This is a genomic window from Candidatus Allofournierella merdipullorum (assembly GCF_048426865.1).
Lineage (GTDB): Bacteria > Bacillota > Clostridia > Oscillospirales > Ruminococcaceae > Allofournierella_A > Allofournierella_A merdipullorum.
This window is the reverse complement of the sequence record NZ_DBFNWJ010000043.1, coordinates 180,399-206,656: the sequence shown is the minus strand read 5'-3', so window position 1 is coordinate 206,656 and position 26,258 is coordinate 180,399. Positions and strand designations below refer to the sequence as shown.

Annotated in this window: 21 protein-coding genes; 15 read left to right on the top strand and 6 right to left on the bottom strand. The window is 60.3% G+C overall.

Features of this window, described 5'->3' with window-relative positions; genetic code table 11:
- The 5 genes from ACMNAY_RS08100 to ACMNAY_RS08080 all read right to left on the bottom strand — a co-directional run.
- The coding region (locus ACMNAY_RS08100) for a Gldg family protein (protein ID WP_418719040.1) at positions 1-1,423 on the bottom strand (1,423 nt) is incomplete at its 3' end.
- Positions 1,423-2,286: an ABC transporter permease gene (locus ACMNAY_RS08095; RefSeq protein ID WP_418719039.1), complete on the bottom strand. Its 864-nt coding sequence runs from the start codon at positions 2,284-2,286 to the stop codon at positions 1,423-1,425. The genes ACMNAY_RS08100 and ACMNAY_RS08095, both read right to left, overlap by 1 nt.
- Entirely contained in the window at positions 2,283-3,281 is a 999-nt protein-coding gene (locus ACMNAY_RS08090) for an ABC transporter ATP-binding protein (protein ID WP_418719038.1), read from the bottom strand. Before ACMNAY_RS08090 ends, ACMNAY_RS08095 begins: the two co-directional genes overlap by 4 nt.
- 172 nt (positions 3,282-3,453) lie before the next feature.
- Complete coding sequence (locus ACMNAY_RS08085) at positions 3,454-4,680, bottom strand: sensor histidine kinase (RefSeq protein WP_418719037.1); 1,227 nt, start codon at positions 4,678-4,680, stop codon at positions 3,454-3,456.
- Positions 4,677-5,351: a response regulator transcription factor gene (locus ACMNAY_RS08080; protein WP_394974993.1), complete on the bottom strand. Its 675-nt coding sequence runs from the start codon at positions 5,349-5,351 to the stop codon at positions 4,677-4,679. Before ACMNAY_RS08080 ends, ACMNAY_RS08085 begins: the two co-directional genes overlap by 4 nt.
- 548 nt (positions 5,352-5,899) lie before the next feature.
- Here ACMNAY_RS08080 and ACMNAY_RS08075 point away from each other — a divergent pair.
- From ACMNAY_RS08075 to ACMNAY_RS08020, 12 genes are all read left to right on the top strand, one after another.
- Positions 5,900-6,469 carry a hypothetical protein gene (locus tag ACMNAY_RS08075; RefSeq protein ID WP_418719036.1) on the top strand — a complete coding sequence of 190 codons (570 nt, stop codon included), beginning with the start codon at positions 5,900-5,902 and terminating at the stop codon, positions 6,467-6,469.
- A 244-nt stretch (positions 6,470-6,713) separates the two neighbouring features.
- Positions 6,714-6,938, top strand: a complete 225-nt coding sequence (locus tag ACMNAY_RS08070; protein WP_394966678.1) for a hypothetical protein — start codon at positions 6,714-6,716, stop codon at positions 6,936-6,938.
- A gap of 28 nt (positions 6,939-6,966) precedes the next feature.
- Positions 6,967-7,713: a response regulator gene (locus tag ACMNAY_RS08065; RefSeq protein ID WP_418719035.1), complete on the top strand. Its 747-nt coding sequence runs from the start codon at positions 6,967-6,969 to the stop codon at positions 7,711-7,713.
- Positions 7,697-8,530: a sensor histidine kinase gene (locus tag ACMNAY_RS08060; RefSeq protein ID WP_418719034.1), complete on the top strand. Its 834-nt coding sequence runs from the start codon at positions 7,697-7,699 to the stop codon at positions 8,528-8,530. The genes ACMNAY_RS08065 and ACMNAY_RS08060 overlap by 17 nt, the downstream gene beginning before the upstream one ends.
- Before the next feature lie 178 nt (positions 8,531-8,708).
- Positions 8,709-9,419 (top strand): UMP kinase, encoded by a 711-nt coding sequence (pyrH, locus tag ACMNAY_RS08055; RefSeq protein ID WP_394974998.1) that lies wholly within the window; start codon positions 8,709-8,711, stop codon positions 9,417-9,419.
- Between the two features lie 73 nt (positions 9,420-9,492).
- A complete protein-coding gene (gene frr / locus ACMNAY_RS08050; protein ID WP_394966685.1) occupies positions 9,493-10,047 on the top strand; it encodes a ribosome recycling factor in 555 nt (184 codons plus the stop codon).
- An 82-nt stretch (positions 10,048-10,129) separates the two neighbouring features.
- Positions 10,130-10,846: a polyprenyl diphosphate synthase gene (uppS, locus tag ACMNAY_RS08045; RefSeq protein ID WP_394974999.1), complete on the top strand. Its 717-nt coding sequence runs from the start codon at positions 10,130-10,132 to the stop codon at positions 10,844-10,846.
- Positions 10,847-10,871: 25 nt separating this feature from the next.
- The gene (locus ACMNAY_RS08040) at positions 10,872-11,714 is read left to right on the top strand and encodes a phosphatidate cytidylyltransferase (protein ID WP_394975000.1); all 843 of its coding nucleotides are present in this window, start codon (positions 10,872-10,874) and stop codon (positions 11,712-11,714) included.
- Positions 11,715-11,735: 21 nt separating this feature from the next.
- Complete coding sequence (gene dxr, locus ACMNAY_RS08035; RefSeq protein WP_418719033.1) at positions 11,736-12,890, top strand: 1-deoxy-D-xylulose-5-phosphate reductoisomerase; 1,155 nt, start codon at positions 11,736-11,738, stop codon at positions 12,888-12,890.
- A 49-nt stretch (positions 12,891-12,939) separates the two neighbouring features.
- Entirely contained in the window at positions 12,940-14,007 is a 1,068-nt protein-coding gene (gene rseP, locus ACMNAY_RS08030) for an RIP metalloprotease RseP (protein ID WP_418719032.1), read from the top strand.
- Positions 14,008-14,027: 20 nt separating this feature from the next.
- Positions 14,028-15,071: a flavodoxin-dependent (E)-4-hydroxy-3-methylbut-2-enyl-diphosphate synthase gene (ispG, locus tag ACMNAY_RS08025; protein WP_418719031.1), complete on the top strand. Its 1,044-nt coding sequence runs from the start codon at positions 14,028-14,030 to the stop codon at positions 15,069-15,071.
- Positions 15,072-15,152: 81 nt separating this feature from the next.
- On the top strand, positions 15,153-19,436 hold the full coding sequence (locus tag ACMNAY_RS08020) for a PolC-type DNA polymerase III (protein WP_418719030.1): 4,284 nt from the start codon (positions 15,153-15,155) through the stop codon (positions 19,434-19,436).
- Between the two features lie 74 nt (positions 19,437-19,510).
- Here ACMNAY_RS08020 and ACMNAY_RS08015 read toward each other — a convergent pair whose 3' ends face one another.
- Positions 19,511-20,467: an RluA family pseudouridine synthase gene (locus ACMNAY_RS08015; protein ID WP_418719029.1), complete on the bottom strand. Its 957-nt coding sequence runs from the start codon at positions 20,465-20,467 to the stop codon at positions 19,511-19,513.
- Positions 20,468-20,562: 95 nt separating this feature from the next.
- On the opposite strand from ACMNAY_RS08015, the gene ACMNAY_RS08010 reads away from it, so the two are divergent.
- Genes ACMNAY_RS08010 through uvrA form a run of 3 tightly spaced genes read left to right on the top strand, consistent with a single transcriptional unit; the run spans position 20,563 to position 26,200 of the window.
- Positions 20,563-21,342 (top strand): JAB domain-containing protein, encoded by a 780-nt coding sequence (locus tag ACMNAY_RS08010; protein WP_394975004.1) that lies wholly within the window; start codon positions 20,563-20,565, stop codon positions 21,340-21,342.
- Positions 21,329-23,338, top strand: a complete 2,010-nt coding sequence (gene uvrB, locus ACMNAY_RS08005) for an excinuclease ABC subunit UvrB (RefSeq protein ID WP_418719028.1) — start codon at positions 21,329-21,331, stop codon at positions 23,336-23,338. Before ACMNAY_RS08010 ends, uvrB begins: the two co-directional genes overlap by 14 nt.
- 27 nt (positions 23,339-23,365) lie before the next feature.
- Positions 23,366-26,200 carry an excinuclease ABC subunit UvrA gene (gene uvrA, locus ACMNAY_RS08000; RefSeq protein WP_418719027.1) on the top strand — a complete coding sequence of 945 codons (2,835 nt, stop codon included), beginning with the start codon at positions 23,366-23,368 and terminating at the stop codon, positions 26,198-26,200.
- Positions 26,201-26,258 lie beyond the last annotated feature (58 nt).

Below are 26,258 nucleotides of genomic sequence, written 5' to 3'. Positions count from 1 at the left end.
GCCCCCCCCATGCCCCGCCCCGGGGCCTGATTTTATCAGCTGACAGGCTGTTTGGTGCAGCGGTAAACGTACCAGCGGAGCCGCTGATGGAAAGATAGTTGTAGTTCAGCGACTTGCTGCGGATGGCCATGGCCTCGGTCTCGCCGATCAGCGAGGAGAGCGCATTCATGGCAAGGTCGGAGTTGGAGCCGGAAGACAGGGCGTTGTACATGTCGTCCAGGAAGGCGGCAGAGGAGAACCAGACGATCTGACCCTCATTGTCGCAGGCGATGGAGACAGCCAGCGCGAAGGGGCCGTCGATGTCGCCGTCCTCTTTCTCATAGGTCTCCAGGTCGTAGTCGGCTACCTTACTGAACGCCTGGTCAGAAGTGGTGAGCAGTTCGGTGACGTTGTCGCCGGCGCTCTCGGTGACGACGAGGCCCTGGGAGATGGGCATGTTGGGGTAGTAGTGCTCCTCGATCAGAGGATCGGTGATGGAGCTGTTGTTCATGTCAGGCAGCAGGATGTGGGGCTGCACGGTGTAATATTCCCGGTTGCCTTCCACAACGATGCCTTCACTGGTCTCCACGCCGTAGTCCGCCAGCAGGCTGTTCAGATTGGTCAGCTCGCCATCCTGCACCGGGCCGGCGATGACCAGCAGCTTGCCGCCGTTCTTCGTGTAATCGGTCAGCATCTTCTTTTCTTCTTCAGAGATGTCGGAAGAAGGCTCATAGATCATCACACAGTCGGCATCCTCGGGAATGGCGTCCACCGTCAGAAGGGACAGAGAGTTGGTCTCGATGTTCTCTTTCTCGATCTGCTCGCTGAAGCTGGCGGGCAGCTCCTGTTCGCCGTGGCCTTCCAGCAGATACAGCTGGGGCAGCTCATCGGTGACCACGTAGTCGATGGCGGAAGTGATGGCGCCCTCACCGTCGAAGGAGGTGCTGTAGGAGTAGGAATACATATCCGCCTCCTGCACATAGATGTCATCGTAGCCGATGTAGCGGCTGCGGTCGCCGCACTCCACCACCAGACTGTTGTTCTGCACTGTCTCGTCGGTGTACTGTTCGGCGAAGGTGGGGTAGACGTCCGGGTTCTTTTTCACCACGGTGATGTGGTCAGAAAGGCTGTCGTATTTGCTCAGCAGGGTTTCGATCACATCGTCCTCCGCGCCGGACTGAACGATCCAGTAGATGGTCACGTCCTCCTCCAGGGCGTTCACCACCACCTTGGTGTTGCTGGTGATGGAGTAGAGCTTGGAGGCGCTGATGTCATAGCGGGTAGCGGAGGCGGGCAGAGCGCTCACCAGAATGTTCAGAGCGATCAGAATGGCCAGCAGGATGGCCGCCACGGCCAGGGAGTAGGAGCCGCCCTGAAAGGCCAGACGGCTTTTGGCGCTCTTGGCCTCTTTATTGTCAGAAGAAAACAGGTTCCAGCGTTTCATCAGTTGTACCTCCGTTTTTCAAGGGACTGCACCGTCAGAAACAGGAAGAAGGCCGCAGCGGACAGGTAGTAGACGATGGCCGTCAAGTCGAACACGCCGCTGACGAAGGTGGTGAACCGATCGAAAAGCGAAAGCTGTTTCATGATGTTGGGCAAAAGGCCCTCAAACTTCGTGTAGTCGGTGAAGTAGACCAGCACCACCAGCGCAAACAGCACCACGCACACGCCGGAAGCCAGCAGTTCGCTCTTGGTCAGATACCGAACGATGGCGCCCAGCGCCAGAATGATGACCGCCAGCGCAACAACCGAGCCGAAGGCTGTGCTGGAAACATACTCCGAGAGGCTCACGCTGTAGTAGTTGAACAGGATCACCGCGATGCACACACCGGCGGCAAGGCCCTGGTTGTCGGTCAGCGAGGAAATGAAGATGCCGATGGCGATGAGGGCTGCGCCCATGATGAAGATGGCCAGCAGCGAACCGTAGCTGGTGGGCAGATACACATCGCCGAACTGGGCGAAGATCAGCGGATACAGGCTGATGATGGCCAGCGGCACAAGGTAGACGGCCAGCAGTGCCACGTATTTACCCAGAACGACCTGGGTGGTGGTGATGGGCAGGGAATAGAGCAGCTGGTCGGTCTTCTGGCGCCACTCTTCCGCGATCACACGCATGGTCAGGATGGGAACGATGACCACGAACACGATGCTGCCGAAGCTGAGCACATATTCAAAGTTGCTCACCGCGGCCTGCAGGTTGTAGAGCATGGAACCAAACCCCACGATGGCCAGAAGGAACGCGCCGAACACATAGGCTGTGAAGGAGTGGAAATAGTTTCTCAGTTCATGTTTCAGAACGGCTGTCATTGGTCGTTCGCCTCGCTTTCTCCGGCGGCCTGTTCGTCCTCTGTCTGGCCGGCGTCGGGGGTGCTTTCGGTCAGCTCGATGAAGATATCCTCCAGGCTGGCCTTCTTCAGATTGAGCTCCAGCAGCGGTATTTCACGGCTTGCGAAGGCAAAGAACACTTCGCGGAAGGTGTCGTAGATGTCTTTGGCATTGGTCTGCATCTTGGCGTGCACCAAACCGTTCTCGGGCTGGGACACATTGATGTCAAAGACGTGCTTCAAACCGGCCAGAATGGCGCGCACCCGCTCGGCAGGCGCATCGGTGGTGAAGCTGATCTCGTTTGTTCCCAGCAGGCTGCGCTCCAGCTGGTCGGGGGCGTCAAAGGCCACCAGACGGCCGTGGGCGATGATGAGGATCTTCTCGCAGATGGCCTGCACCTCCGAAAGGATGTGGGAACTGAGGATGACGGTGTGGTCCTGGCCCAGCTGGCGGATCAGATCGCGAATTTCAATGATCTGCAGCGGGTCAAGGCCCACGGTGGGCTCGTCAAGAATGATGACTTTGGGGTTGCCCAGCAGTGCCTGGGCAATGCCCACGCGCTGTTTATAGCCCTTGGAAAGCGCCGAGATACGCCGGTCTTTTACGCCCTCGATGCGTACCTGCCGGATCACGCTTTCGATCTGGGCGTTCAGCTCTTCGCCCCGCAGCCCCTTGGCCTCGCCCACGAACCGCAGGTATTCCGTGGGCGTCTCATTCATATAGAGAGGCGGCTGTTCCGGCAGATAGTCGATCAGCCGCTTGGCCTTGTCGGCCTCTTCGAAGATATCGAACCCACCGATGGAAACATGTCCGCTGGTGGCGGACAGGCAGCCTGTCATGATGTTCATCGTGGTGGACTTGCCTGCGCCGTTTGGCCCGAGGAAACCGTATACATGGTCCTCGTCGATCTCAAAGGAAAGATCGTCCACCGCCAGAAAGTCGCCATAGTATCTTGTGAGATGCTCAACTTTTATCATGGAGTGACCTCCTCGCCGTTGTATTTCGCACCTGGCGGCCTGCACCGCCCGTTGCCGTGAAAAGTATAGGGCTTCAACCTAAAGCGGCACTAAAGAAACCCGTGAGGAATTTCCGAAAAATCAAAGAGGGAGGCCGCTTTGGCGGCCTCCCTCCGGGGAGATTATGCAGGGTTCAGTGCTCTTTCAGCTCGGCTTTGAAACCGATGGCCCAATCTTTTTTATAAGCTGTAAGCGAGCCTTTGTGCTTCCTGGCGATGGACTGGGCAATGGAAAGCCCAATGCCGAAACTACCTGTAAAGGTCCGTGCCTTGTCGGCTCTGTAGAAGCGGTCGAACAGACGGTCCAGCTCCAGATCATCCACCTCGGCGTAGGTGTTTTCCAACGTGAGCACGGGGTGGCGCCGGGCGTGCAGGTTTACCCGTATCTCGCCGCCGGCGTCACAGTATTTCACGGCGTTGTCCAGCAGAATGGCGGCAAGCCGGCGCAGCAGAGCCTCATCGCCGCGGCAGTGAACACCGGGCTCGATGACGCTAATGAGCTTTTTCTGACGTTCGGCGGCAAGGGGCTCGAACTCCGAGACTGTGTCTCCGAGCACGACGCTCAGGTCCACATCAGCCAGAGCCAGAGGCGCATCGCTTTCGTCCATGCGGCACAAGGTCACCATCTGATTGATGAGCAGGCCCATGCGCTCGCTCTCGCTGCGGATGTCATCCAGCCATTCGTTCTTGCCCACATCGGCTTCCACGATGTCCAGGTTGGAAAGGATGAGCGTCAGCGGGGTCTTCAGTTCGTGATTGGCGTCGGTGATGAACTGCTTTTGCTTGTCATAACTTTCTGCCACCGGGCGCACCACCCGCTTGGAGATGACGACGATAAGGGCAAGGATGAGGCAGGCGCTGCACAGCAGCACCAGAAAGGCGGTGAGCAGCAGGCGGCCGGACATGCTGCGGTTCATAGTGCCGTTGACGAACACCAGCGTGGAACCGCTGCCGGTCTCCACAACGCGGTACCGATAGTCCGAGACCCAGCCGCGCTGCGTGTTTTCAGAGAGAGCTGCCCGGGCGTAGTCCTCCACCTGCTCTTCTGCGATGGAAGAGACAGAATCGATGTTGATGTGGGTGATGCGGCCCTGTTCATCCACCCAGACGGTGAAAAAACGGGTGCTGAACCGTGTCTCTTCATTGATGATGTCATCGTAGGGAAAAGGGCGGGAGTGCTGGGAGGGGTCGAACTCCGGAAAAACGCCGTCGCTGGCCGAAATGGCGTCGGCCAGCGTGTCCATGGTTCGGTCCAGCTGCTGGTTGCTGAAAAAGACCAGAAGCAGAAAAATGCCGGAAAAGACCACAAAGATGGAAATGGCGCTGATCAAAATAAACTTCTTTTGCAGACTGGCGATCATGCCCGCACCTCCAAAAGATAACCCGCGCCCCGCACAAAACGGATCTCCAGCGGCGCGCCCAGGGCGTTGATCTTTTTGCGCAGGTTGGAGATGTGTACCCAGATGACGCTGGTGTCCACGTTGGTGTCCCAGCCCCAGAGGTGGGTGATGAAGCGGTCGGTAGCGATAATCGTGCCCGGCGTCTGCATCATCATCTCCAAAAGCTGGAATTCCTTGCCGCTCAAAGTCTGCTCTTGGCCGTCGTATCCCAGTTGATAGGTGGAGCGGTTCAGCGTGACCGGCCCGAGGCACAGAAGATCGGGCAGGTAGTTGTCTTTCCGGCGCAGCATCGCCCGCACCCTTGCCAACAGCTCGGCGGTGGAGAAGGGCTTGGGCAGATAGTCGTCCGCCCCGGCGTCCAGGCCTTCCACCCGCTGGGAGACTTCCGAGCGGGCGGTGAGAAACAGCGCCGGCGTGGTCACGCCGGCCTTGCGCAGCGCCTTCAGCACGCTCACGCCGTCCATGCCGGGCATCATGATGTCCAGCACCATCCCGTCGTACTCCACCGTCTGGCCGTGGGCCAGAGCGTCCTCGCCGTTGGAAACACCGTCCACACTGAATTTGTTGCTCTCAAAAATATGCGTCAGAGTCTTTAAAAGGCGGGGGTCGTCCTCCGCCACAAGCAAGCGCATAAATGCACCTCCCCCAAATCGTCTCGAAACAGCATAGCACGCGCCCCTAAAGGCAGCCTAAAGTGCCGGGGCCGTGTTTTCATTGTATCATTCCGCCCGGGCGCGTCAAGCGAATACAAAAGGGTTTTCACAGGAAGTTTACCTTCTTGTCACAGCATGCTTAAGCCTGAGTTAAGGCGGGGCTGGTATTCTGTATTTACAGCATAAATCACTCCTCAGCACGGAGCTTTTCCGTCACGGCCGGCGCACCGGCCAAAGCTCCCCACTGGCGCAGACTCACGCGCTGCGGCTATGCGGCGGGACGATGCCGGGGCAGACGCCCCGGATAAGCCGACGGACCGACGCTTTGGGAATAGCGGCACAGTGGTTTATATATGAAAACACTCAAGCGCAGTTCATCAGGCGAACTGCGCTTGAGACAAGTTTGGGGGCAAAAACCAATTTCCACAAAATGCCCACAACCGGCTTTAGCGCCGTTTAAGCCTTGGGGGATAGGATAGGGCCATCGGAAGAAACTTCCGACAAACAAAACGAACGGAGGGAAAACCTTGAAACACACAACTAAGTATATCGCATTATCTTTGGCGGCGGCGCTGGCGTGCCTCGCTGTTCTGACCGCCTGTTCCGATGACAAAAGTGAAAGCGTTTCGCAGGCGCAGAGCACCGCGCCTTCCTCTTCGCAGGCTGCATCCGGCAGTTCTGAGGCGACTGCGGAGCAGACGACCGTGATGGGCGAGGTGACCTACGGCGGGTCGGATTACATCAGCGTTACCGCCTACACCGGGGGAGAGGAAGTCACTGATTACACGACCCTGGATGTGTCCACGCTGACGGCCTCGGAGGATACGGAGAGCATCGACACCACCGACGCCACCGAGTACTTCAAGGTGGAGTCCGGCATGCTCAATGCCGCCACCCGTGAGGACGTGACCACCGGAACCTTCATCGTCTCCACCTTCGACGAGGAGGGGAGCCACCAGATCATCCTGATCGAAACCGCCGCCGCCGATGACAGCGCAGTGACTGTTACCGACGCGGACGAGGAGACGGATGAAACAATTTCGGACACCTCCGCCGTCTCGGAAGACACCGCGGAAAGCGACACCAGCGAGGCATAACACGCCGCCTCTGACACATTGCAATGCCCTGCCTTGTGCAAGATGCACAGGGCAGAGCTGTTTGTTTCAGCTGAAATGGCCAAAAAACGGCGGCAGCGCGACGGAAAACGACGGATTTTTATCATTGCATTTCCCGTCGGGATTCGATACCATAATATTTGATAAAATTGAAGAAAGGATAGGGGACGCAGTGAGGATCGGAGAGCGATACACAAGGTACAGAGCCTTTTCGCAGCTGGGGTGTTTGCAGAACGCCCGCCGTATCCGCTATTCCCTGGTGCTTTTTCCGGAGTGCACGGCGACCTATGAGATCGCGGTGGACTCTGCGAAAGAGCACACCCGGGATAGCCGAACGGTGACGGGGCTGTGCAGACAGAAAGCGCGCTGGATCCTGGAGTATCTCTATGAAAACGCTGTGCCTGCGGAACATTGGCGGGATGTTCTGGAGGATCTGCTGGTGCAGATCTGAGGGCAGTGAAGGAAAGGTGTGACTTGCATTGGGCGAACCGATGCGCAAATGGGAGAAGATATTGATCCTGGAACCTTCGGATGTGCTTCAGCGCCGGCTTGCGGCAGGCCTGGAGCAGCTGGGACAGACGCCGGTCTGTTTTCAGCGGGCGGCGGCGCTGCTTCGCTATCTTCAAAGCGGGGCGGGGCCTGCAGTGGTGGTGGCGGATTGCTTCGTGCCGGACATGGACCTGTTCACGTTCCTGAAGCGGTACAGGGAACTTGTGCAGGCCTGCCCGGAAACACGGCTCATCCTGACCTGCACTGAGACTTATCCGCCTTCGGATCTGCGGCCACAGATATTGTCAAACGGTGCGGATTATTATATGATTAAGCCATACACCGCACAAATGCTGCTGGAGAACATCCGGCACCTGTATGCAACGCCCGTCCCGCCGCAGATGCCCGGAGTGCATCCTGCCGTCGTGGGGTTCCTTCGGGAACTGGGGCTGCCCATGGAGCATGTCAGCTTCTGGTACATCGCCAGCGCCATGCAGCTGGAATTGACCGGCGGCGCACCTGTTCCGCTGAAAACGCTGTACATCGAGCTGGGGCAGCTGTACGGAGTGAGCCCGCAGGGCGTGGAAAGCGGTTTGCGCCGCATGGGCAAGCTGCTGACCCGGATGGGTGTGTTTGAAAAAACACCCAGTCCCAAGCAGCTGGTCGCCGCGCTCACCAGCGCTTTCGTGCGGGAACGATCGGAAAGCCGGGATGATGCATATGCCCTTACAACTTGAATCGGAACGTCTTTTGCAGGAAGAAAAGCGCAAAAACTTTCTCTGCGGCGGCCTTGCCGGAGAGATCCAGCAGGTGGCCCAGGGGATCATGCTGGCCCGTGAAACAATAGAATTGCAGACCCGCGGCGCTCTGGCGGAAGAGCAGGCCCGTTTTGTGGCCCCAGCGCTGGCGGATATGGAAGTTTGCGTGCGGTATCTCAACTACATTGCCGAGAACCTGGCCGATCTGACCAGTCAAAGCCAGGGCCGGCTGACGCCCAGGCTCCAGCCGGTGGAACCGGCATGGCAGTGGCAGCAGCTGGTCGGCCTTGTCAACGAATCCTGCCCGGAAGGGGAGCGGGTCGTCTGGGAATGCAGCTGTGCCGAAGGCCAGTTCGTGCTGGCGGATGAAGCATGGACGGACAAGGTTTTGCTGAACCTCTTGATGAATGCTCTGCACTATACCCAAAGCCCGGTGCGTGTCTGCCTGCGGCCGGAAGGCGAGGGAATGTGCCTGACGGTGACCGACGACGGGCCGGGCCTTTCCCCGGCGCTGATGAAGAACCTTTTCAAGCCCTTCCTCACGGAGTCTGCGCAGGACGGCACGCGCCATGGCGCAGGCTTGGGACTTTATCTGGCGCGGGAATACGCGCTTTCCATGGGCTGGGGCTTCTCCCTGGAAAGCGGCCCCTCTGGCACCAGCGTGCGGCTGGATATTCCCGCTGCGCTGCTCCGCTCCGAAGGTCATTCCGCACTGCGCAGTGCCGGCCGCAGTCTGGCGATGCGCGCGCAGCAGGCAGGCCGTCTGCGCACGGCTCAAAGCTGCCTGTCCCTTTGACGAAAAATCTGAAGAAAAACGGGCGGTCTCCTGCCGGGAGGCCGCCCTTGTCTTTTGCGCAAAAGATGGGAGGCTTTTTTAATTGTTTACAAGAAAAGGGTTTTATTGTAAAATATAAGCAATATAATAAATACAGTTCCGGCCTTTGGACCGGAGGGATACAGGCGGTGTTTTGAACGTGGAAACCAAATATAAACGCATCCTGCTGAAGGTGAGCGGCGAGGCTCTCGCCGGTGCCAAAGGCACAGGATTTGACGACGAGACCATGCGCTCTATCTGCGGCGGCATCAAGCAGGCCCACGACCTGGGCGTGCAGATCGGCGTCGTGGTGGGCGGCGGCAACTTCTGGCGCGGCCGCTCCAGCGGCGAGATGGAGCGCACCTGCGCCGACAAGATCGGCATGCTGGCCACGGTGATGAACTGCATGGCTCTGGCGGACGCGCTTCGCCAGACGGGCGTTCCCGCGGTGGTGCAGTCCGCCATCGTGATGCCCCAGATCGCGGCGACATACACGCGCGACGACGCCGTGCAGGCCATGGAAGAGGGCAAGGTCGTCCTCTTCGCCGGCGGCACCGCCTGTCCTTTCTTCTCCACCGATACCTCCAGCGCGCTGCGCGCCATCGAGACCGGCTGCGACGTGATGTTCAAGGCCACCATGGTGGACGGCGTGTATGACAAGGATCCCAAGAAGTATCCCGATGCTGTAAAGTATTCCAACCTCACGTTCAGCGAGGTGCTGGAAAAGAAGCTGGGCGTCATGGACGGCACCGCCGCTACGCTCTGCCGGGAGAACGGCCTGCCCATTCTTGTGTTTGACCTGGCCCATCCCGCCAACATCGCCCGCGCGGTGAAAGGCGAGGACATCGGCACCCTGGTGCAGGAGGCATGACCTCTTTCGGATATCGCCCTGACACGCAGTCTTTTGAGCCTTGACGGCGGAAAATAAAAAAGGAGCTTTGGATATGAGCGAATTTACGAAACCCTACGAGGAAAAAATGGAAGGCGCGCTGCGCCATTTGGACAAGGAGCTGGTGTCTGTGCGCGCCGGCCGTGCCAACCCTGCCATTCTGGACCGGGTCGCCGTGGACTACTACGGCAGCCCCACGCCCATCAATCAGGTTGCGGCTGTGGCGGTGGCCGAGGCCCGCATCCTCACCATCACCCCCTGGGACGCCTCGCTGATCCACGCCATCGAGCATGCGCTGCTGGTGAGCGACATCGGCATCAACCCCACCGATGACGGCCGTGTCATCCGTCTGGTTTTCCCCGCGCCCACCGAGGAGCGCCGCCGCCAGCTGACCAAGGACGTGCAGAAGCTGGGCGAGGAGACCAAAGTTGCTGTGCGCAACATCCGCCGCGACGCGATGGATAAGCTCAAAGCGCAGAAGAAGAACAGTGAGATCACCGAGGACGATCAGAAGCACTACGAGGAAGAGATGCAGAAGATCACCGACAAGTACGTGAAACTGGTCGATAAAGCCTGCGAAGAGAAAAACAAGGAGATCATGGAGATTTGATCTCGGCGTGACCAAAAGGGCCGAGCCGCGCAGCGCCAGGTTGCGAAGCGCGGCCCTTTATTTGTGAAAGGAAACAATTCATATGGAGCAGTCCATTCAGGAACTGGCCAAGGGCCTGAGCATCGGCATCATCATGGACGGCAACGGCCGCTGGGCCAAGCGGCGGGGAATGCCCCGCACCGCGGGCCACAAAAAAGGCGCCGAGGTCTTTCAGGACATCACCCGCTACTGCAATCAGCTGGGGGTGGAGTCGGTAACGTTTTATGCCTTTTCCACCGAGAACTGGCGCCGTCCTCAGGACGAGGTGGGCGCGATCATGAAGCTGTTCGGCGAGTATCTCGTCAAAGCCTTCGACTACCAGAAGGAGAACAACCGCGTGGTGTTCCTGGGCGACCGCTCGGTGCTGGAACCCAAACACCAGAAACTGATGAACGAGATCGAGGAGAAAACCGCAGCCAACACCGGCATGACCCTGAACATCGCGGTGAACTATGGCGGCCGGCCCGAAATCGTGCGGGCTGCCCGGCAGCTGGCCCAACTGGTGAAGGAGGGCAAACTGGAGCTTCAGGACATCACCGAAGAGATGATGAGCGACCACATGTACACCCGCGGCCAGAAGGACCCGGATTTCATCCTGCGCCCCAGCGGAGAGAAGCGCCTGTCCAACTTCATGCTGTGGCAGGCTGCCTATTCCGAGCTGGTGGAGATGGATGTTCTCTGGCCGGACTTCACCCGGGCGGACCTGGACGCTGCCATCCTGGAATTCTGCCACCGCAGCCGCCGGTTCGGCGGCGTCTGACGCGGTGAAAGGGGGGAGGACTTCGATGAAAACACGGATCATCACCTCTGTTTTCGGGCTTGCTCTGCTGGCAGTGGTGCTGTGTCTGTTCAACACGCCGGTTTTCGAGATCGCGGTGGCGCTGATCTGCCTCATCGCGGTGCACGAGATCTACGAAGCCTTTGATCTGGGCGAACGCGGCCCTTGGGTGTTCGGAGGCTTTTCGGTGTATACGGTGTTGCTGATCCTGTCCGCGGCTTCACCGGAAAAACTGCTGATCGCGCCCATCAGCTTCCTTTTTGTACTGTATCTGGCCATCTGCCTCATATGGTTTAACCAGAACCTGAACGTCGCCCGCCTCAGCGGCGTGTGCGCCGTGGGCGTGGTCATCTGGACCGCCTTTTATTCGCTGGTCTTCATCAAGGCCCGGCTGCCCGTAGATGTGTACGGCTACGAAGCGGTATATCTGATCCTGATGGCGCTGGCCTTCGCCTGGGGCGGCGACACCTTCGCCTATTTCACCGGCCGGCTGTTCGGCAAGCACAAGCTGGCTCCGCTGGTAAGCCCCCACAAAACGGTGGAGGGCGCCATCGGCGGCATCCTGGGCTCCGGCGTGGTGGGTGTGCTGTGCACCCTGGCCGCACGCGGGCTCACCGGCCACGCGGCGGGCAGCATGTTTGGTTATATCGCCGTGTTCCTGCTGGGCATGGGCTGCTCGGTGCTGGGCATTCTGGGCGATCTGTTCGCCTCGGCCATCAAGCGCCAGCTGGGCATCAAGGACTATGGAACCATCTTCCCGGGCCATGGCGGCATCATGGACCGTTTTGACAGCGTGCTGTTCATCACGCCGCTGGTGGCCCTGGCCGTCTGGTTCAGGACCATGATGTGAAATTTCACGGAGGAACAAGCTATGGCAAAGAGCATCACACTGCTGGGCTCCACCGGCTCCATCGGCATCCAGAGTTTGGACGTAGCCCGCAGCCAGGGTTATGAGGTCCGGGCGCTGGCCGCCCATTCCAGCGTGGAGAAACTGCTGGAGCAGATTGAGGAGTTTCACCCCCGCTATGTGGCGGTGGCGGACCCCGGCGCCTGCCAAAAACTTAAAGATGCGCTGGCTGGCCGCGCAAACGCGCCCAAGGTGCAGGAAGGCGCCGAGGGCATCGTGACCCTCGCCGGCATGGGCGAAGCGGACGTGGTGCTCAACGCCGTAGTGGGCATCGCCGGCCTGGGCGCCACCCTTGCGGCGCTGGAAAGTGGTTGTGATGTGGCGCTGGCCAACAAGGAGAGCCTGGTCACCGGTGGCTATCTTGTGACGAAAGCGGCCCAGAACCACAACGCCAAACTGCTGCCGGTGGACAGTGAGCATTCCGCGATTTTCCAGTGCCTGCAGGACGCCCACTCTGCCAAAGCTCTCACTAAAATACTGCTCACCGCCTCGGGCGGCCCGTTCTTCGGCATGAAGAAGGAGGAGCTGGCCGGCAAGACGAAAGCAGACGCCCTCAAGCATCCTAACTGGAACATGGGTGCAAAAATCACCATCGACTCCGCCACCCTGATGAACAAGGGCCTGGAGCTGATCGAGGCGGTGTGGCTGTTTGACCTGCCGCCGGAGAAGGTGCAGGTGGTGGTGCAGCGCCAGAGCATCATCCATTCCATGGTGCAATTTTCCGACAATTCCATCCTGGCACAGCTGGGTGTGCCGGATATGCGCATTCCCATCCAGTATGCGCTCACCTGGCCCGAGCGTGCCCCCGGCTGTGCGCCGGAACTGGATTTCACCACCCTCAAGTCCATCACCTTCGACGTGGCGGACGAAGAGACCTTCCGCTGCCTTGCCGCCTGCAAAAAGGCCATTGCCAAGGGCGGCCTTGGCCCCTGCGCCGCCAACGGCGCAAATGAAGAGGCCGTGCGCCTGTTCCTGGAGGACAAAATCGGCTTTTTGGACATCGGCCGGCTGGTGGAGGCAGTGGTGGACAGCGACTCCTTCGGCGGCAGCTACACCCTCGCCGACGTGTACGAGTGTGACCGTATGGCACGCTCCTTTGTGCAAAGCCATTTGACTTGACAGGGGAGAAGGCCTGCGAGTAAATAAGAAAGCGAGCAAACAAGGGCATATGTCGATTCTGATCACGACCGTCATCTCAATTTTCATCTTTGGTCTGGTGGTGATGATCCATGAATTGGGTCATTTCATCTGCGCGAAAAAAGCGGGCATCCAGGTCAACGAGTTTTCCATCGGTATGGGCCCGGCGCTGTTCAGCCGGGTGAAAAACGGCACGCGGTACAGCATCCGCGCGCTGCCGGTGGGCGGCTATGTGAGCATGGAAGGGGAGGACGAAGAGCTTCCGGAGGAGGAGTTTGCCGACCCGGAGCTTCCGGCGCAGGAAAAGACCGGCCTGCCCTTTCCCAAAGTAAAGGTCTGGAAGCGCATCATCGTGGTGGCTGCCGGCGCGGTAATGAATCTGGTGCTGGGCTTTGTGGTGCTGCTGATCTTGTTTTCCGGCAGCGACACCCTCGCCAGCCGCACCGTGGCTCTGGTGGAGGAAGGCTCTGCCGTGGAGGCGTCCGGCCTGCAGGTGGGGGACGAGATCCTGGCCATTAACGGCCGCCGCTGTTTTGTGGCCAACGATATCATATACGAGTTACAGCGTAGTGAAGACTTCACCGCCGACTTCACCGTGAAGCGCGGCGGCGAAAAAGTGCAGATCAACGACGTTCAGTTCGACCAGGTGCAAAACGGCGACACCGTTACGATGAACATGGGTTTCAAGGTCTATGCGCTGGAAAAAACGCCGCTGAACGTCATCGGCCAGGCCTTCGACTACACGCTGTTTTATGCCCGGCTGGTGTTCCGCTCTCTGGTGGATCTGGTGACTCAGCGGGTCAGCGTGACCGAGCTCTCCGGCCCGGTGGGCATCGTCAGCGCGATCAACCAGGCGGCGGGCATGGGAATCTCCGAGGTGCTCAGCCTGCTGGCCCTGCTCACGGTGAACCTGGGCGTTTTCAATCTACTGCCCTTCCCGGCGCTGGACGGCGGCAAGCTGGTGTTCCTCTTCATCGAGGGCATCTTCCGCCGGCCGCTGCCCAAGCAATTCGAGATCTGGGTGAACATGGCGGGCCTGTTCTTCCTGTTCGCCGTGATGCTTTTTGCCACCTTCAACGATATTACCCGGCTGTTTTGAGATGAAAAGAGGGAAAAATCATGCGTAAAGTAAAGCGTGAAGTGAAGATCGGCAATCTTACCATCGGCGGCCATAACCCGGTGGCTGTTCAAACCATGCTCAATGTGCGTGCCGACGACGTGGCGGGCAACGTGGCTCAGGCGGTGCGGGTGGCCGAGGCGGGTTGCCAGATCGTGCGGGTGAGCGTGCCCACTCTGGAGGATGTGCGTCTCATCGAAGCCATCAAAAACGCCGTGGACATCCCGCTGGTGGCGGATATCCACTTCAATCATCGCATCGCGCTGGCCTGCGTGGACGCGGGGGTGGATAAGATTCGCCTGAACCCCGGCAACATCGGCGGCGATGACCATGTGAAAGAGGTGGCAGCCGCCTGCAAGGCGAAGAACATTCCCATCCGTATCGGCGTGAACGCCGGCAGCCTGGAAAAAGAAGTTCTGGCCAAGTACGGCGCACCGGTGCCCGAAGCGCTGGTGGTGAGTGCCATGTATCACGTCTCCCTGCTGGAAAAATACGATTTCGACAACATCGTCATCTCCATCAAATCCAGCAATGTGCCCCGGATGATGGAGGCCTACCGCCTTTTGAGCGAGCGGTGCGACTACCCACTGCATGTGGGCGTCACCGAGGCCGGCACCTACCGCATGGGCCTCATCAAGTCCGGCATGGGCATCGGCGGCCTTCTGATGGAGGGCATCGGCGACACCCTGCGTGTCTCCCTCACCGACGAGCCGGAGAAAGAGGTGCAGGCGGGCTTTGACATCCTGCGGGCCGCCGGCCACGCCGTGGGCGGGCCGGAAATCATCAGCTGCCCCACCTGCGGGCGCACCAACATCCCGGTGGCCAAAATCGCCGACGAGGTGGAACAGCGGCTCAAGGGCTATAAAAAGCCCATCAAGGTGGCTGTAATGGGCTGCGTGGTCAACGGTCCCGGCGAGGCACGGGAAGCGGACATCGGCATCGCCGGCGGCAAGGACGAGGCGCTGCTGTTCATCCGCGGCGAGAAGATCCGCATGCTGCGGGGCGACATCGTGGGCCAGCTGGTGGACGAGATCTATAAGCTGTAAAAGTTGTTCTTATATGCCTGCGGGCAGGGCATGCGCCTTGCCCGCGGGCCGTGTTTTGTCATAAGGGAAGGGAGAAAACCATTGAAGCCATTGGTCAGCCAGCTGTGGCCTCAGTTCAACGCCGACGAGACCTTTGCCCGCTGTTTTGCGGGCGTGCTCGTGGAGCAGGTAGAGCTGATGCGCATCAGCCGAAAACTGAAGATCAGCCTGCGCAGCGCCGCGCCTTTGCCGGTGGAACTGTGCGGGCGTCTCTGCGCGTCGCTGGCGCCGCAGTTTGAAGGGCTGGAGCTGATGGTCTGTAACTATTTCCTCTTCGAGACCATCACCGAAGAAAGCCTGCGGGCGATGATCGACGAGCTGCGCAGCGAGGGCCTGCCGGTGAACGGTTTTCTGGATCACGCATCCTTTGCGCTGCAGGGAACACAGCTCACCATCACTGTGCCGGTGGGCAAAAACATCCTGGACGGCATCGGCTTTGGCGACACACTGGCCAAGCTGGTGGAGCAGCGCACCGGCGTTCTGCCCACGGTCACGCTGGAACAGAACAGCACTGTGACCGCCGACGAGTGGGAAAAACGGGTGATGCAGAAAGCTCCCGCGCCCCGCTTTGAGGAGAAGAAGCAGCCGCCCGACTTCAAAATACCCGGCCTTGACCTCACCGACAAGCCGGTGAGCGTGTTCCACGGCAAGAACTTCAAGCCGAACAACGTCACGCCTTTGAAGGACCTGGGCAGCGACAGCGGCAAGGTCACCATCTGGGGCGACGTGTTCGCCGTGGAGGTCAAGGGCAACTTCCAGAAGAGCTACATCGTGTCCATCACCGACTATACCGGCTCCATCAGCCTGAAGCTGCGCAGCCGGGACGGGGAGGACTACTCCAAGTGGGAGGAAGTAAAGAAGGGGACAACCCTCGTGCTGAAGGGCGAGTGCGCCTACGACAAATACGAGCGCGACTACGTGGTCTACCCCTATGACGTGCTGCAGGTGGAGCGCAAAAAGCGGGAGGACAACGCCCCCGAAAAGCGCGTGGAACTGCACCTGCACACCAAGCTTTCCAGCATGGACGGCTTCTGTGACCCCGGCGAAATTGTTCGCACTGCTCACCGCATGGGCCACCGGGCCATCGCCATCACCGACCACGGCGTGTGCCAGGGCTACCCGGAAGCGATGCTGGCGGCGGAAGCCATCCGCAAGAACGACCCGGACTTCAAACTCATCTACGGCTGCGAGGCATATTTTGTGGACGACATGGTGCCTGTTCTTTACGGCGAGGCCACCGGGCCGCTTTCCGGCAGCTTCGTGGTCTACGACACCGAGACCACCGGCCTTGATCCCAAGACCGAGGCCCTCACCGAGATCGGCGCCGTGATGGTGGAGAACGGCGAGATCACCAAGACCTTCGGCACCTTTGTGAACCCCGGCAAACCCATTCCGCCCAAAATCGTGGAGCTTACCGGCATCAACGATTCCATGGTGGCCGATGCGCCCAGCCCCGACGAAGCCATCAAGCAGTTCATGGAGTTCGCCGGCGACCGGGTGCTCATCGCCCACAACGCCCACAACTTTGATATGCGCTTTATGCGGGCGGCGGCGGAGAAGGCCGGGCTGCGGTTGGAAAACTCCTACATTGACTCGCTGCCACTGGCCCAGAACCTCTATCACGGCCTGCGCAACTATAAGCTGGACACCATCAACGACCACCTGGAAATCGAGCCCTTCAATCACCACCGCGCGGTGGACGACGCTATGGCGCTGGCGAAGATTTTCTGCAAGATGCTGGAAGATCTGGCCCTTAAAGGGGTCAAAACGGTGGAACAGATCAACACCGGTCTCGGCGGCGGCAACACGGCGGTTATCAAAAAGAAGTACTACCACCTCATCATCCTGGTGCGCAATCAGTTGGGTCTGAAAAACCTTTACAAAATCGTCAGCGAGGCCCACACCAAGTATTTCTTCAAAAAACCCCGGGTGCCCCGCAGTGTGCTGGACAAGCATCGGGAGGGTCTTATCATCGGCTCTGCCTGTGAGGCGGGTGAGCTTTACAGGGCTGTGGTGGAGGGCCGCAGCTTTGAAGAGCTGTGCCGCATTGCCGATTACTACGATTTTCTGGAAGTGCAGCCTCTGGGCAACAACGAGTACATGCTGCGGGAGCACCTGGTGGATTCCATCGAGAAGATACAGGACTTCAACCGTACCATCATCAAGCTGGGTGAGGTGCTGCATAAGCCTGTGGTGGCCACCGGCGACGTGCATTTCCAGGACCCGGAGGACGCGGTCTACCGGGCGGTGCTGCAGGCGGGCAACGGCTTCAAGGACGCCGACAACCAGGCGCCCCTCTACTACCGCACCACCCAGGACATGCTGGACCAGTTCTACTATCTGCCCAAGGACAAGGCCTTTGAGATCGTAGTAAAGAACCCGAACAAAATTGCCGACATGTGCGACGGCGGTATCCGGGCTATTCCCAAAGGCACTTTCCCGCCCTCCATCGAGGGTGCGGAGCAGCAGCTGCGTGACGCCACCTGGAACACCGCCAAAAAGCATTACGGCGACCCGCTGCCGGAGATCGTCCAGACCCGCCTGCAGAGGGAATTGGACTCCATCTGCGGCCACGGTTTCGCCGTGCTGTATGTCATCGCTGTTAAGCTGGTGGCCTATTCCAATGCGGGCGGCTATCAGGTGGGCAGCCGTGGTTCCGTCGGCTCCTCCGCCGTGGCTCACTTCTCGGGCATTTCCGAGGTGAACAGCCTGCCGCCCCACTACCTGTGCCCTCAGTGCCAGTACAGCGAGTTCATCACCGACGGCAGCGTGGCGGACGGCTTTGACCTGCCGGATAAGACCTGCCCCCGCTGCGGCGCACAGCTCATCGTGGACGGCCACGACATCCCCTTCGAGACCTTCCTTGGCTTCGACGGCGACAAAGAGCCGGATATCGACCTGAACTTCTCCGGCGAGTACCAGAGCCAGGTCCACCGCTACACCGAGGAGCTGTTCGGCAAGGAGTACGTGTTCAAGGCGGGTACCGTGTCCGGTCTGCAGGACAAGACCGCCTATGGCTATGTAAAAAAATATCTGGAGGAGCGGGGCCGAACGGTGAACCGCGCCGAAGAGAACCGCCTTACCGTGGGCTGCACCGGTGTCAAACGCACCACCGGCCAGCATCCGGGCGGCATGGTGGTCGTGCCGGATGTGCATGAAATACAGGATTTCTGTCCCATCCAGCACCCCGCCGACGACAAGGACAAGGGCGTTCTGACCACCCACTTCGAATTCAAATACCTCCACGATACGCTGCTCAAGCTGGACGAGCTGGGCCACGATGTGCCCACCATGTACAAGTATCTGGAGGACATGACCGGCATCCCCATGGACCAGGTGCCTATGAACGACCAGCGGGTCATCAGCCTGCTGGTGAGCACCGAGGCGTTGGGCGTCACCCCGGAGCAGATCGGCAGCCAGACGGGCACCTTCGGCATCCCGGAACTGGGCACCCCCTTCGTGCGGCAGATGCTCATCGAGGCCCAGCCCAAGAACTTCAGCGACCTGATTCAGATCTCGGGTCTGTCCCACGGCACCGACGTGTGGAACGGCAACGCCCAGGATCTCATCAAAAACCAGATCTGCACCATTTCCGACGTGATCGGCTGCCGTGACAGCATCATGACCTACCTGCTGCACAAGGGCCTGGAACCCAAGCTGGCCTTCAACATCATGGAGCTCACCCGTAAAGGCAAGGTGGCCAAGGGCGGCTTCCCGCCGGGAGCGGAGGAAAAGATGAAGGAGTGCGGCGTGCCGGACTGGTACATGGACTCCTGCCGCAAGATCAAGTACATGTTCCCCAAGGCTCACGCGGTGGCCTACCTCATCGCGGCCATCCGGCTGATGTGGTTCAAGGTCTATCATCCCCAGGCGTTCTACGCCACCTACTTCACCGTGCGCGGCGACGACATCGACTATGAGGCAGCCGTGGGCGGCGTCAAGGAGGCGCAGCAGCACCTGAAAGAGGTGGAACTGCGCCTCAAGGAGGAAAAGAAGGCCAAGGACGAGGACATCCAGGTGTCGCTGCAGTTGGTGAACGAGATGCTGGCCCGGGGCTATGAGTTTTTGCCCATCGAGCTGGGCAAGAGCCGCGCCGTGCGCTACATGGTGGAGGACGGCAAGGTGCGACTGCCCTTTGCCTCGCTGAAAGGCGTGGGCGAGGCGGCCGCCCAGGCGCTGGAAGCCGCCACCATCAACGGGCAGGAATATCTGTCGGTGGAGGAGCTGCAGCAGGCCTGCGGCGTGTCCAGCGCGGTGATGGAGAACCTGAAAAATGTGGGTGCTCTCGGCAGTCTGCCGGACACAAGTCAGGTCAGTTTCTTCTGAACAACAAAAAACAGCGGCCCGTTTCCCAAAAGGGAGGCGGGCCGCTGCATTTTATGCAAGAAGGGGAGAGGGGCTTATTTTCTCGCGAGCGAGGCGAATTTATCCAGAATGGCCGGGTGTTCCAGCCGGATGGTCTTGCCGCTCAAGCCACAAAGCGTATTTTCCGGCGGCAGCTGGGCAAAGGTAAGGCTCACCGCGCAGAGGGCCTGGGTCTTAAAGCCGGTCTTTTCGTTCCACTTGCGGTTGCCGTATTTGATGTCGCCCAGCACCGGCGCGCCCAAAAAGGCAAGATGCGCCCGGATTTGATGGGTGCGTCCGGTCACAAGGCCGATGCGGCAGAGGGCGAAGGGGCCTTCGGTGCGTTCCAACGCCACGTCGGTGATGATCTGCTTGAAGCCCTCGCCGGGCTCCGCCTGCACCTTCACCTTGTTGTTCTTTTCGTCGTGACGCAGATATGCCACATGCCGCCCTGCGGCGGGCACGCCAAAGGTGATGGTCAGGTACTCTTTGCGCACAAGGTCGTCCCGGATGATGGTGTTCATGTCCCGCAACGCGGCGTAGGTCTTGGCGCCCACCACCAGCCCTTCGGTGCCCCGGTCCAGCCGGTTGCACAGCGCCGGTTTGAAAGACGCCTCCGCCTGCGGGTCAAACTCGCCTTTTTGGGCAAGATAAGCGATGAAGGCGTCCACAAGGCTGACGTCGCCGGTGCGATCACCGTGGCAGAGCAGGTGGGCGGGCTTGTAGAGAACAGCAAGAGCCTCATCCTCGTACACCACCTTCAAAGGCGGCGTCCGCCGGGCGGGGACGGGCTTTTGCGGCGCGGCGGCAAAGAACTCATCGTTCATGTAAAGCTCCACCAAGTCTCCCTGATGCAGCCGGTAGTCCGGCGTCTGGCGCTTGCCGTTCACCTTGATGCGCTTGTTGCGGAAACTCTTATAAAGCAGGCTGGCGGGCAGGCCGGTGGTGACGCTCTCCACAAAGCGGGAAAGCCGCGCTCCGTCCTCGTTTGCGCCGGCGGTAAATTGTTTCAAATCACTTGGCCCCTCTCTTTAAAAATGCCTGCAAATAGTATATAATAAAACAGATACTGCGTAAAGCATCAAATGCCGGGAAAGGAGGGGCCGGGATGCCGGAGAACAAGGAACTCCACGCCAACCATCGCCAGCGGATGCGCAAGCGGTTTGCCCAGCAGGGCGGCTTTTCCGGCTTTGCCGAGCACGAGGTTCTGGAATACATCCTGTACCTGGCCATTCCCCGCAGGGACACGAACCCTCTGGCCCACCGCCTCATCGACCGCTTCGGCAGCCTGTGCCAGGTGTTAGAGGCCAGCGAGGCCGACATCCTCACGGTGGAGGGGGCAGGGCCGGCCGTGGCTCGGCTGCTCACCACCATGCACGCCGCCAACCGTTACTACAGCCAGAACCGCGCCCGGGCGCCCCGTGCCTTCCAGGACCTGGAGGAAGTGGCTGTCTACCTCATCCCGCAGTTCTACGGTGCGGTGACCGAGCAGGTCTACGTCCTGTTTTTGGACGACCGCAACTGCCCCATCAAGCTGCAAAAGGTCACCGAGGGCACCGTGAACGAGGCAGCCATGGCCCGCACCCAAATCGCCCGCCTGGCAGTGCAGTGCCACGCTACCCAGGCCGTGCTGGCCCACAATCATCCCGCAGGGGCGGCATTGCCCAGCCCCGCCGACCTTCAGTTCACCCGGGAATTGGCCAACGCTCTGGCCAGCCTGGGTATCCGTTTTCTGGACCACATCATCGTGGACAAGGAAGGGGATTACATTTCTTTGCAGCAGTCGGGCAGAATGCCTGCTGTGGAGCCGACGCTGATGCAGGGTGTGGCGGGCAGCAAGGAAAAAGCCCTCGAGCAAGATAAAAAGGAGAACCATGGATCAGTTTAAACTTGTTTCCAGTTATCAGCCCACCGGCGATCAGCCCCAGGCCATCGACAAACTGGCAGAGGGCATCCTGCGGGGCGATAAGGCCCAGACTCTGCTGGGCGTGACCGGCAGCGGCAAAACCTTCACCATGGCCAACGTCATCGCCAAGGTGAACCGGCCCACGCTGGTGCTGGCCCACAACAAAACGCTGGCCGCTCAGCTGTGCACCGAGTTCCGGGAGTTTTTCCCCGAGAACGCGGTGGAGTATTTCGTCTCCTACTATGATTACTACCAGCCGGAAGCCTACATTCCTTCCACCGACACCTACATCGAGAAGGACAGCGCCATCAACGATGAAGTCGACCGCCTGCGTCACTCCGCCACGGCGGCCCTCTCCGAGCGTCGGGATGTTATCATCGTGGCCAGCGTCTCCTGTATCTACAGCCTGGGCGACCCCATCGACTACCGCAGCATGGTCATCAGCCTGCGGCCCGGCATGCAGATGGACCGGGACGAGCTGTGCCGCCGGCTGGTGAAGCTGCAGTATGAGCGCAACGACATCAATTTCGTGCGCAATAAGTTCCGCGTCCGGGGTGACACGGTGGAGATCAACCTTGCCTACGCCAGCGACACTGCCATCCGGGTGGAGTTTTTCGGCGATGAGGTGGACCGCATCAGCGAGATGAACCCCCTCACCGGCGAGCGCAAGAACGTCATCAAGCACGTGGCCATCTTCCCGGCCAGCCACTACATCGTCTCGCCGGAAAAGATGCGCGCAGGTCTTGCCCGCATCCAGGAGGAAATGGACGACCAGGTGCGCCAGTTCACCGAGGCCGGCAAGCTGCTGGAGGCCCAGCGCATTGCCCAGCGCACCCGCTACGACATGGAGATGCTCCAGGAAGTGGGCATGTGCAAGGGCATCGAAAACTATTCCGCTGTCCTCAGCGGCCGCGCGCCCGGCTCCACCCCCACCACGCTGCTGGACTATTTCCCCAAGGACTTCCTGCTGTTCGTGGACGAGAGCCACGTCATGCTGCCCCAGCTGCGGGCGATGTACGGCGGCGACTACGCCCGCAAGCGCACGCTGGTGGATTTTGGTTTCCGCCTGCCTTCCGCCTTCGACAACCGCCCCCTCAAATTTGAGGAAGTGGAAGAGAAGCTGAATCAAATCGTCTTTGTCAGCGCCACTCCCGGCGAATACGAGCGGGAACACAGCACCCAAATCGCCGAGCAGGTCATCCGCCCCACCGGCCTGCTTGACCCGCAGATCATTGTGAAGCCGGTGGAGGGCCAGATCGAGGACCTGCTGGGCGAAATCAACCTGCGCACCGCCAAAAATGAGCGGGTGCTGGTGACCACCCTCACCAAAAAGATGGCCGAGGACCTGACCGACTTTCTCTCGGAGCACGGCGTAAAGGTGAAGTACATGCACCATGAGGTGGATACCTTCGAACGCATGGAACTCATCAAGGATCTGCGCACCGGCTCCATCGACGTAATTGTGGGCATCAACCTGCTGCGTGAGGGCCTGGACCTGCCGGAAGTATCGCTGGTGGCCATTCTGGACGCGGATAAGGAGGGCTTTTTGCGCAGCGAGACCAGCCTTGTGCAGACCATCGGCCGCGCGGCCCGAAACGCCGACGGCGTGGTCATCATGTATGCCGATGAAGTCACCCCCAGCATGGAGCGGGCCATCACCGAGACCGAGCGCCGCCGTTCCATCCAGATGGCCTACAATGAGGCCCACGGCATCGTGCCCAAGACCATCGTCAAGAGCATCCGCGAGGGCATCGAGATCAGCGACCACAAGGAGAACGCGAAGCTCTCCGGCCACCGCATGAGCAAGGCCGAGAGGGAACAGCTCATCACCCGGCTGACCCGGGAGATGAAAGAGGCGGCGCGCCTGTTGGAATTCGAGCACGCCGCCTTCCTGCGCGACCGCATCGACCGGCTGCGCCGGGGCGAGAACCCCACGGAGGAGCCGGAAGCGCCCAAGAAGCGCCGGGGCCGCCGCTGAGCAAACTGACCAAGGGAGAGTATATCTGTGAGCAACGATAAAATCGTTATCAAGGGTGCGCGGGAGCACAACCTGAAAAACGTGGACCTGACCATCCCGCGGGACAAGCTGATCGTCATGACCGGCCTGTCCGGGTCGGGCAAATCCAGCCTCGCCTTCGACACCATCTACGCCGACGGTCAGCGCCGTTATATGGAGAGCCTTTCCAGCTACGCCCGCATGTTCCTGGGCCAGATGGAAAAGCCGGATGTGGACGACATCCAGGGCCTTTCGCCCGCCATCTCCATCGACCAGAAGACCACCAACCGCAACCCCCGGTCCACCGTGGGCACGGTGACGGAGATTTACGACTACCTGCGCCTTTTGTACGCCCGCATCGGCATTCCGCACTGCCCGGTGTGCGGCCGGGTCATCAGCCAGCAGACGGTGGACCAGATGGTGGACGCCGTGCTGGAACTGCCCGCCGGCACCCGGTTCCAAGTGCTGGCACCGGTGGTGCGCGGCCGCAAAGGTACCCAGCAGAAGGAGCTGGACGCCGCCCGCCGGGGCGGTTACGCCCGTGTGCGCATCGACGGGAACATGTACGACCTTGACGAAGAAATTTCTCTGGAAAAGAACAAAAAGCACACGGTGGAGATCGTTGTGGACCGTCTGGTCATCAACGAGAACGTCCACAGCCGTCTGGCCGACAGTCTGGAGACCGCCCTTGCCCTCACCGGCGGACTGGTCACGGTGGACGTTCCGGGCGGGGAAGCCATGCAGTTCAGCCAGAGCTACGCCTGCCCGGAGCACGGCGTATCGGTGAACGAGCTGGAACCCCGGATGTTCAGCTTCAACAACCCCTTCGGCGCCTGCGAGCGCTGCACGGGTCTTGGCACCTTCATGCGGGTGGACCCAGAGCTCATCATCCCCAACAAGGAGCTTTCCATCCGGGAAGGCGCCATCAAGGCCAGCGGCTGGTACTACGCAGAGGGCTCGGTGAGCGAGATGTACTATGAGGGCCTTGCAAAGCATTATGGCTTTACGCTGGATACTCCCATCAAGGATCTGAGCGCCGAGGCGCTGAACGCCCTGCTCTACGGCACCGGCGGCGAGCGAATTGAGATGTACCGGGAGAACGAGTTCGGCTCCGGGCGGTACCTCAACGACTTTGAGGGCATTGTGAACAACCTGGAGCGTCGTTTCCGGGAGACCGGCAGCGAGTGGATGAAAGAGGAAATTGCCACCGTAATGAACGGGGTGGAATGCCCCGAGTGCCACGGCAAGCGCCTCAAACCCGCCAGCCTCGCGGTGACGGTGGGGGAGAAGAACATCAGCGATTTCTGCGAGATGAGCGTACGCCAGGAACTGCAGTTTTTGAGCGGATTGGAACTCTCCCATCAGGAGCATCTCATCGGCGACGGCATTCTGAAAGAGGTACGGGAGCGCCTGGGCTTTCTGCAGAGCGTGGGCCTGGACTATCTGACCCTCTCCCGTGCCGCGTCGGGCCTGTCCGGCGGCGAGAGCCAGCGCATCCGCCTTGCCACCCAAATCGGCAGCGCCCTCACCGGCGTGCTGTATGTGCTGGACGAGCCCAGCATCGGCCTGCACCAGCGGGACAACGACAAGCTCATCGCCACCCTCAAGCGCCTGCGGGACCTGGGCAACACCCTCATCGTGGTAGAGCACGACGAGGACACCATGCGTCAGGCGGACTACATCGTGGACGTGGGCCCCGGGGCGGGCGTCCACGGCGGCGAAATTGTGGCCGAAGGCACGGTGGAGGACATCTGCGCCGCTCCCCGCAGCATCACCGGCGACTACCTCTCCGGACGCAAGAAGATCGTAGTGCCCGCCACCCGGCGCAAAGGCACCGGCAACAAGCTGCGCATCGTGGGCGCGGCGGAGAACAACCTGCGTAACATCAACGTGGATATTCCCCTGGGCAAGATGGTCTGTGTCACCGGCGTGTCCGGGTCGGGCAAGTCCAGCCTCATCAACGAGGTGTTCTACAAGGCCCTGGCCATGGAGCTGAACGGCGCCAAGCGCCGCCCCGGCAAGTTCAAGGCCCTGGAGGGTCTGGAATATGTGGACAAGGTCATCGGCATCGACCAGGCTCCCATCGGGCGCACCCCTCGCTCCAACCCCGCCACCTACACCGGCGTGTTCACCGACATCCGCAACGTCTTTGCCCAGACCCAGGACGCCAAGATGCGTGGCTACGGCCCCGGCCGGTTCAGCTTCAACGTGAAGGGCGGCCGGTGCGAAGCCTGCGAGGGCGACGGCATCGTGCAGATCGAGATGCACTTTTTGCCGGACATCTTTGTGCCCTGCGAGGTGTGCAAGGGCGCACGCTACAACCGGGAGACGCTGGAAGTCAAGTATAAGGGCAAGAGCATTGCGGACGTGCTGAACATGACGGTGGAGGAGGCCTGCGTCTTCTTCGCCAACGTGCCCAAAATCGCCCGCAAGCTGCAGACCCTGATGGACGTGGGCCTCGGGTATATCACCCTTGGCCAGAGCGCCACCACTCTTTCCGGCGGCGAGGCTCAGCGCGTCAAACTAGCGCTGGAACTGGCCCGCCGGGATACCGGCCGCACGGTCTATGTGCTGGACGAGCCCAGCACCGGCCTGCATGTGGCGGACGTCCACAAGCTCATCGGCGTGCTGGACCGTTTGGTGGAGGGCGGCAACACGGTGGTCATCATCGAGCACAACCTGGACATCATCAAGCGCGCCGACCACATCATCGACCTCGGCCCCGAGGGCGGAAGCGAGGGCGGCACCATCGTGGCCACCGGTACCCCGGAAGAGGTGGCAAAGAACCCCGCTTCCTATACCGGGCGCTACCTCGGCCCCATCCTGGAGCGGGACCGGGAGTGACAGGCGCACTTCGCTCTTGTGCGCCAGCGCAAAATATAGTATACTGAATCAGTATGTC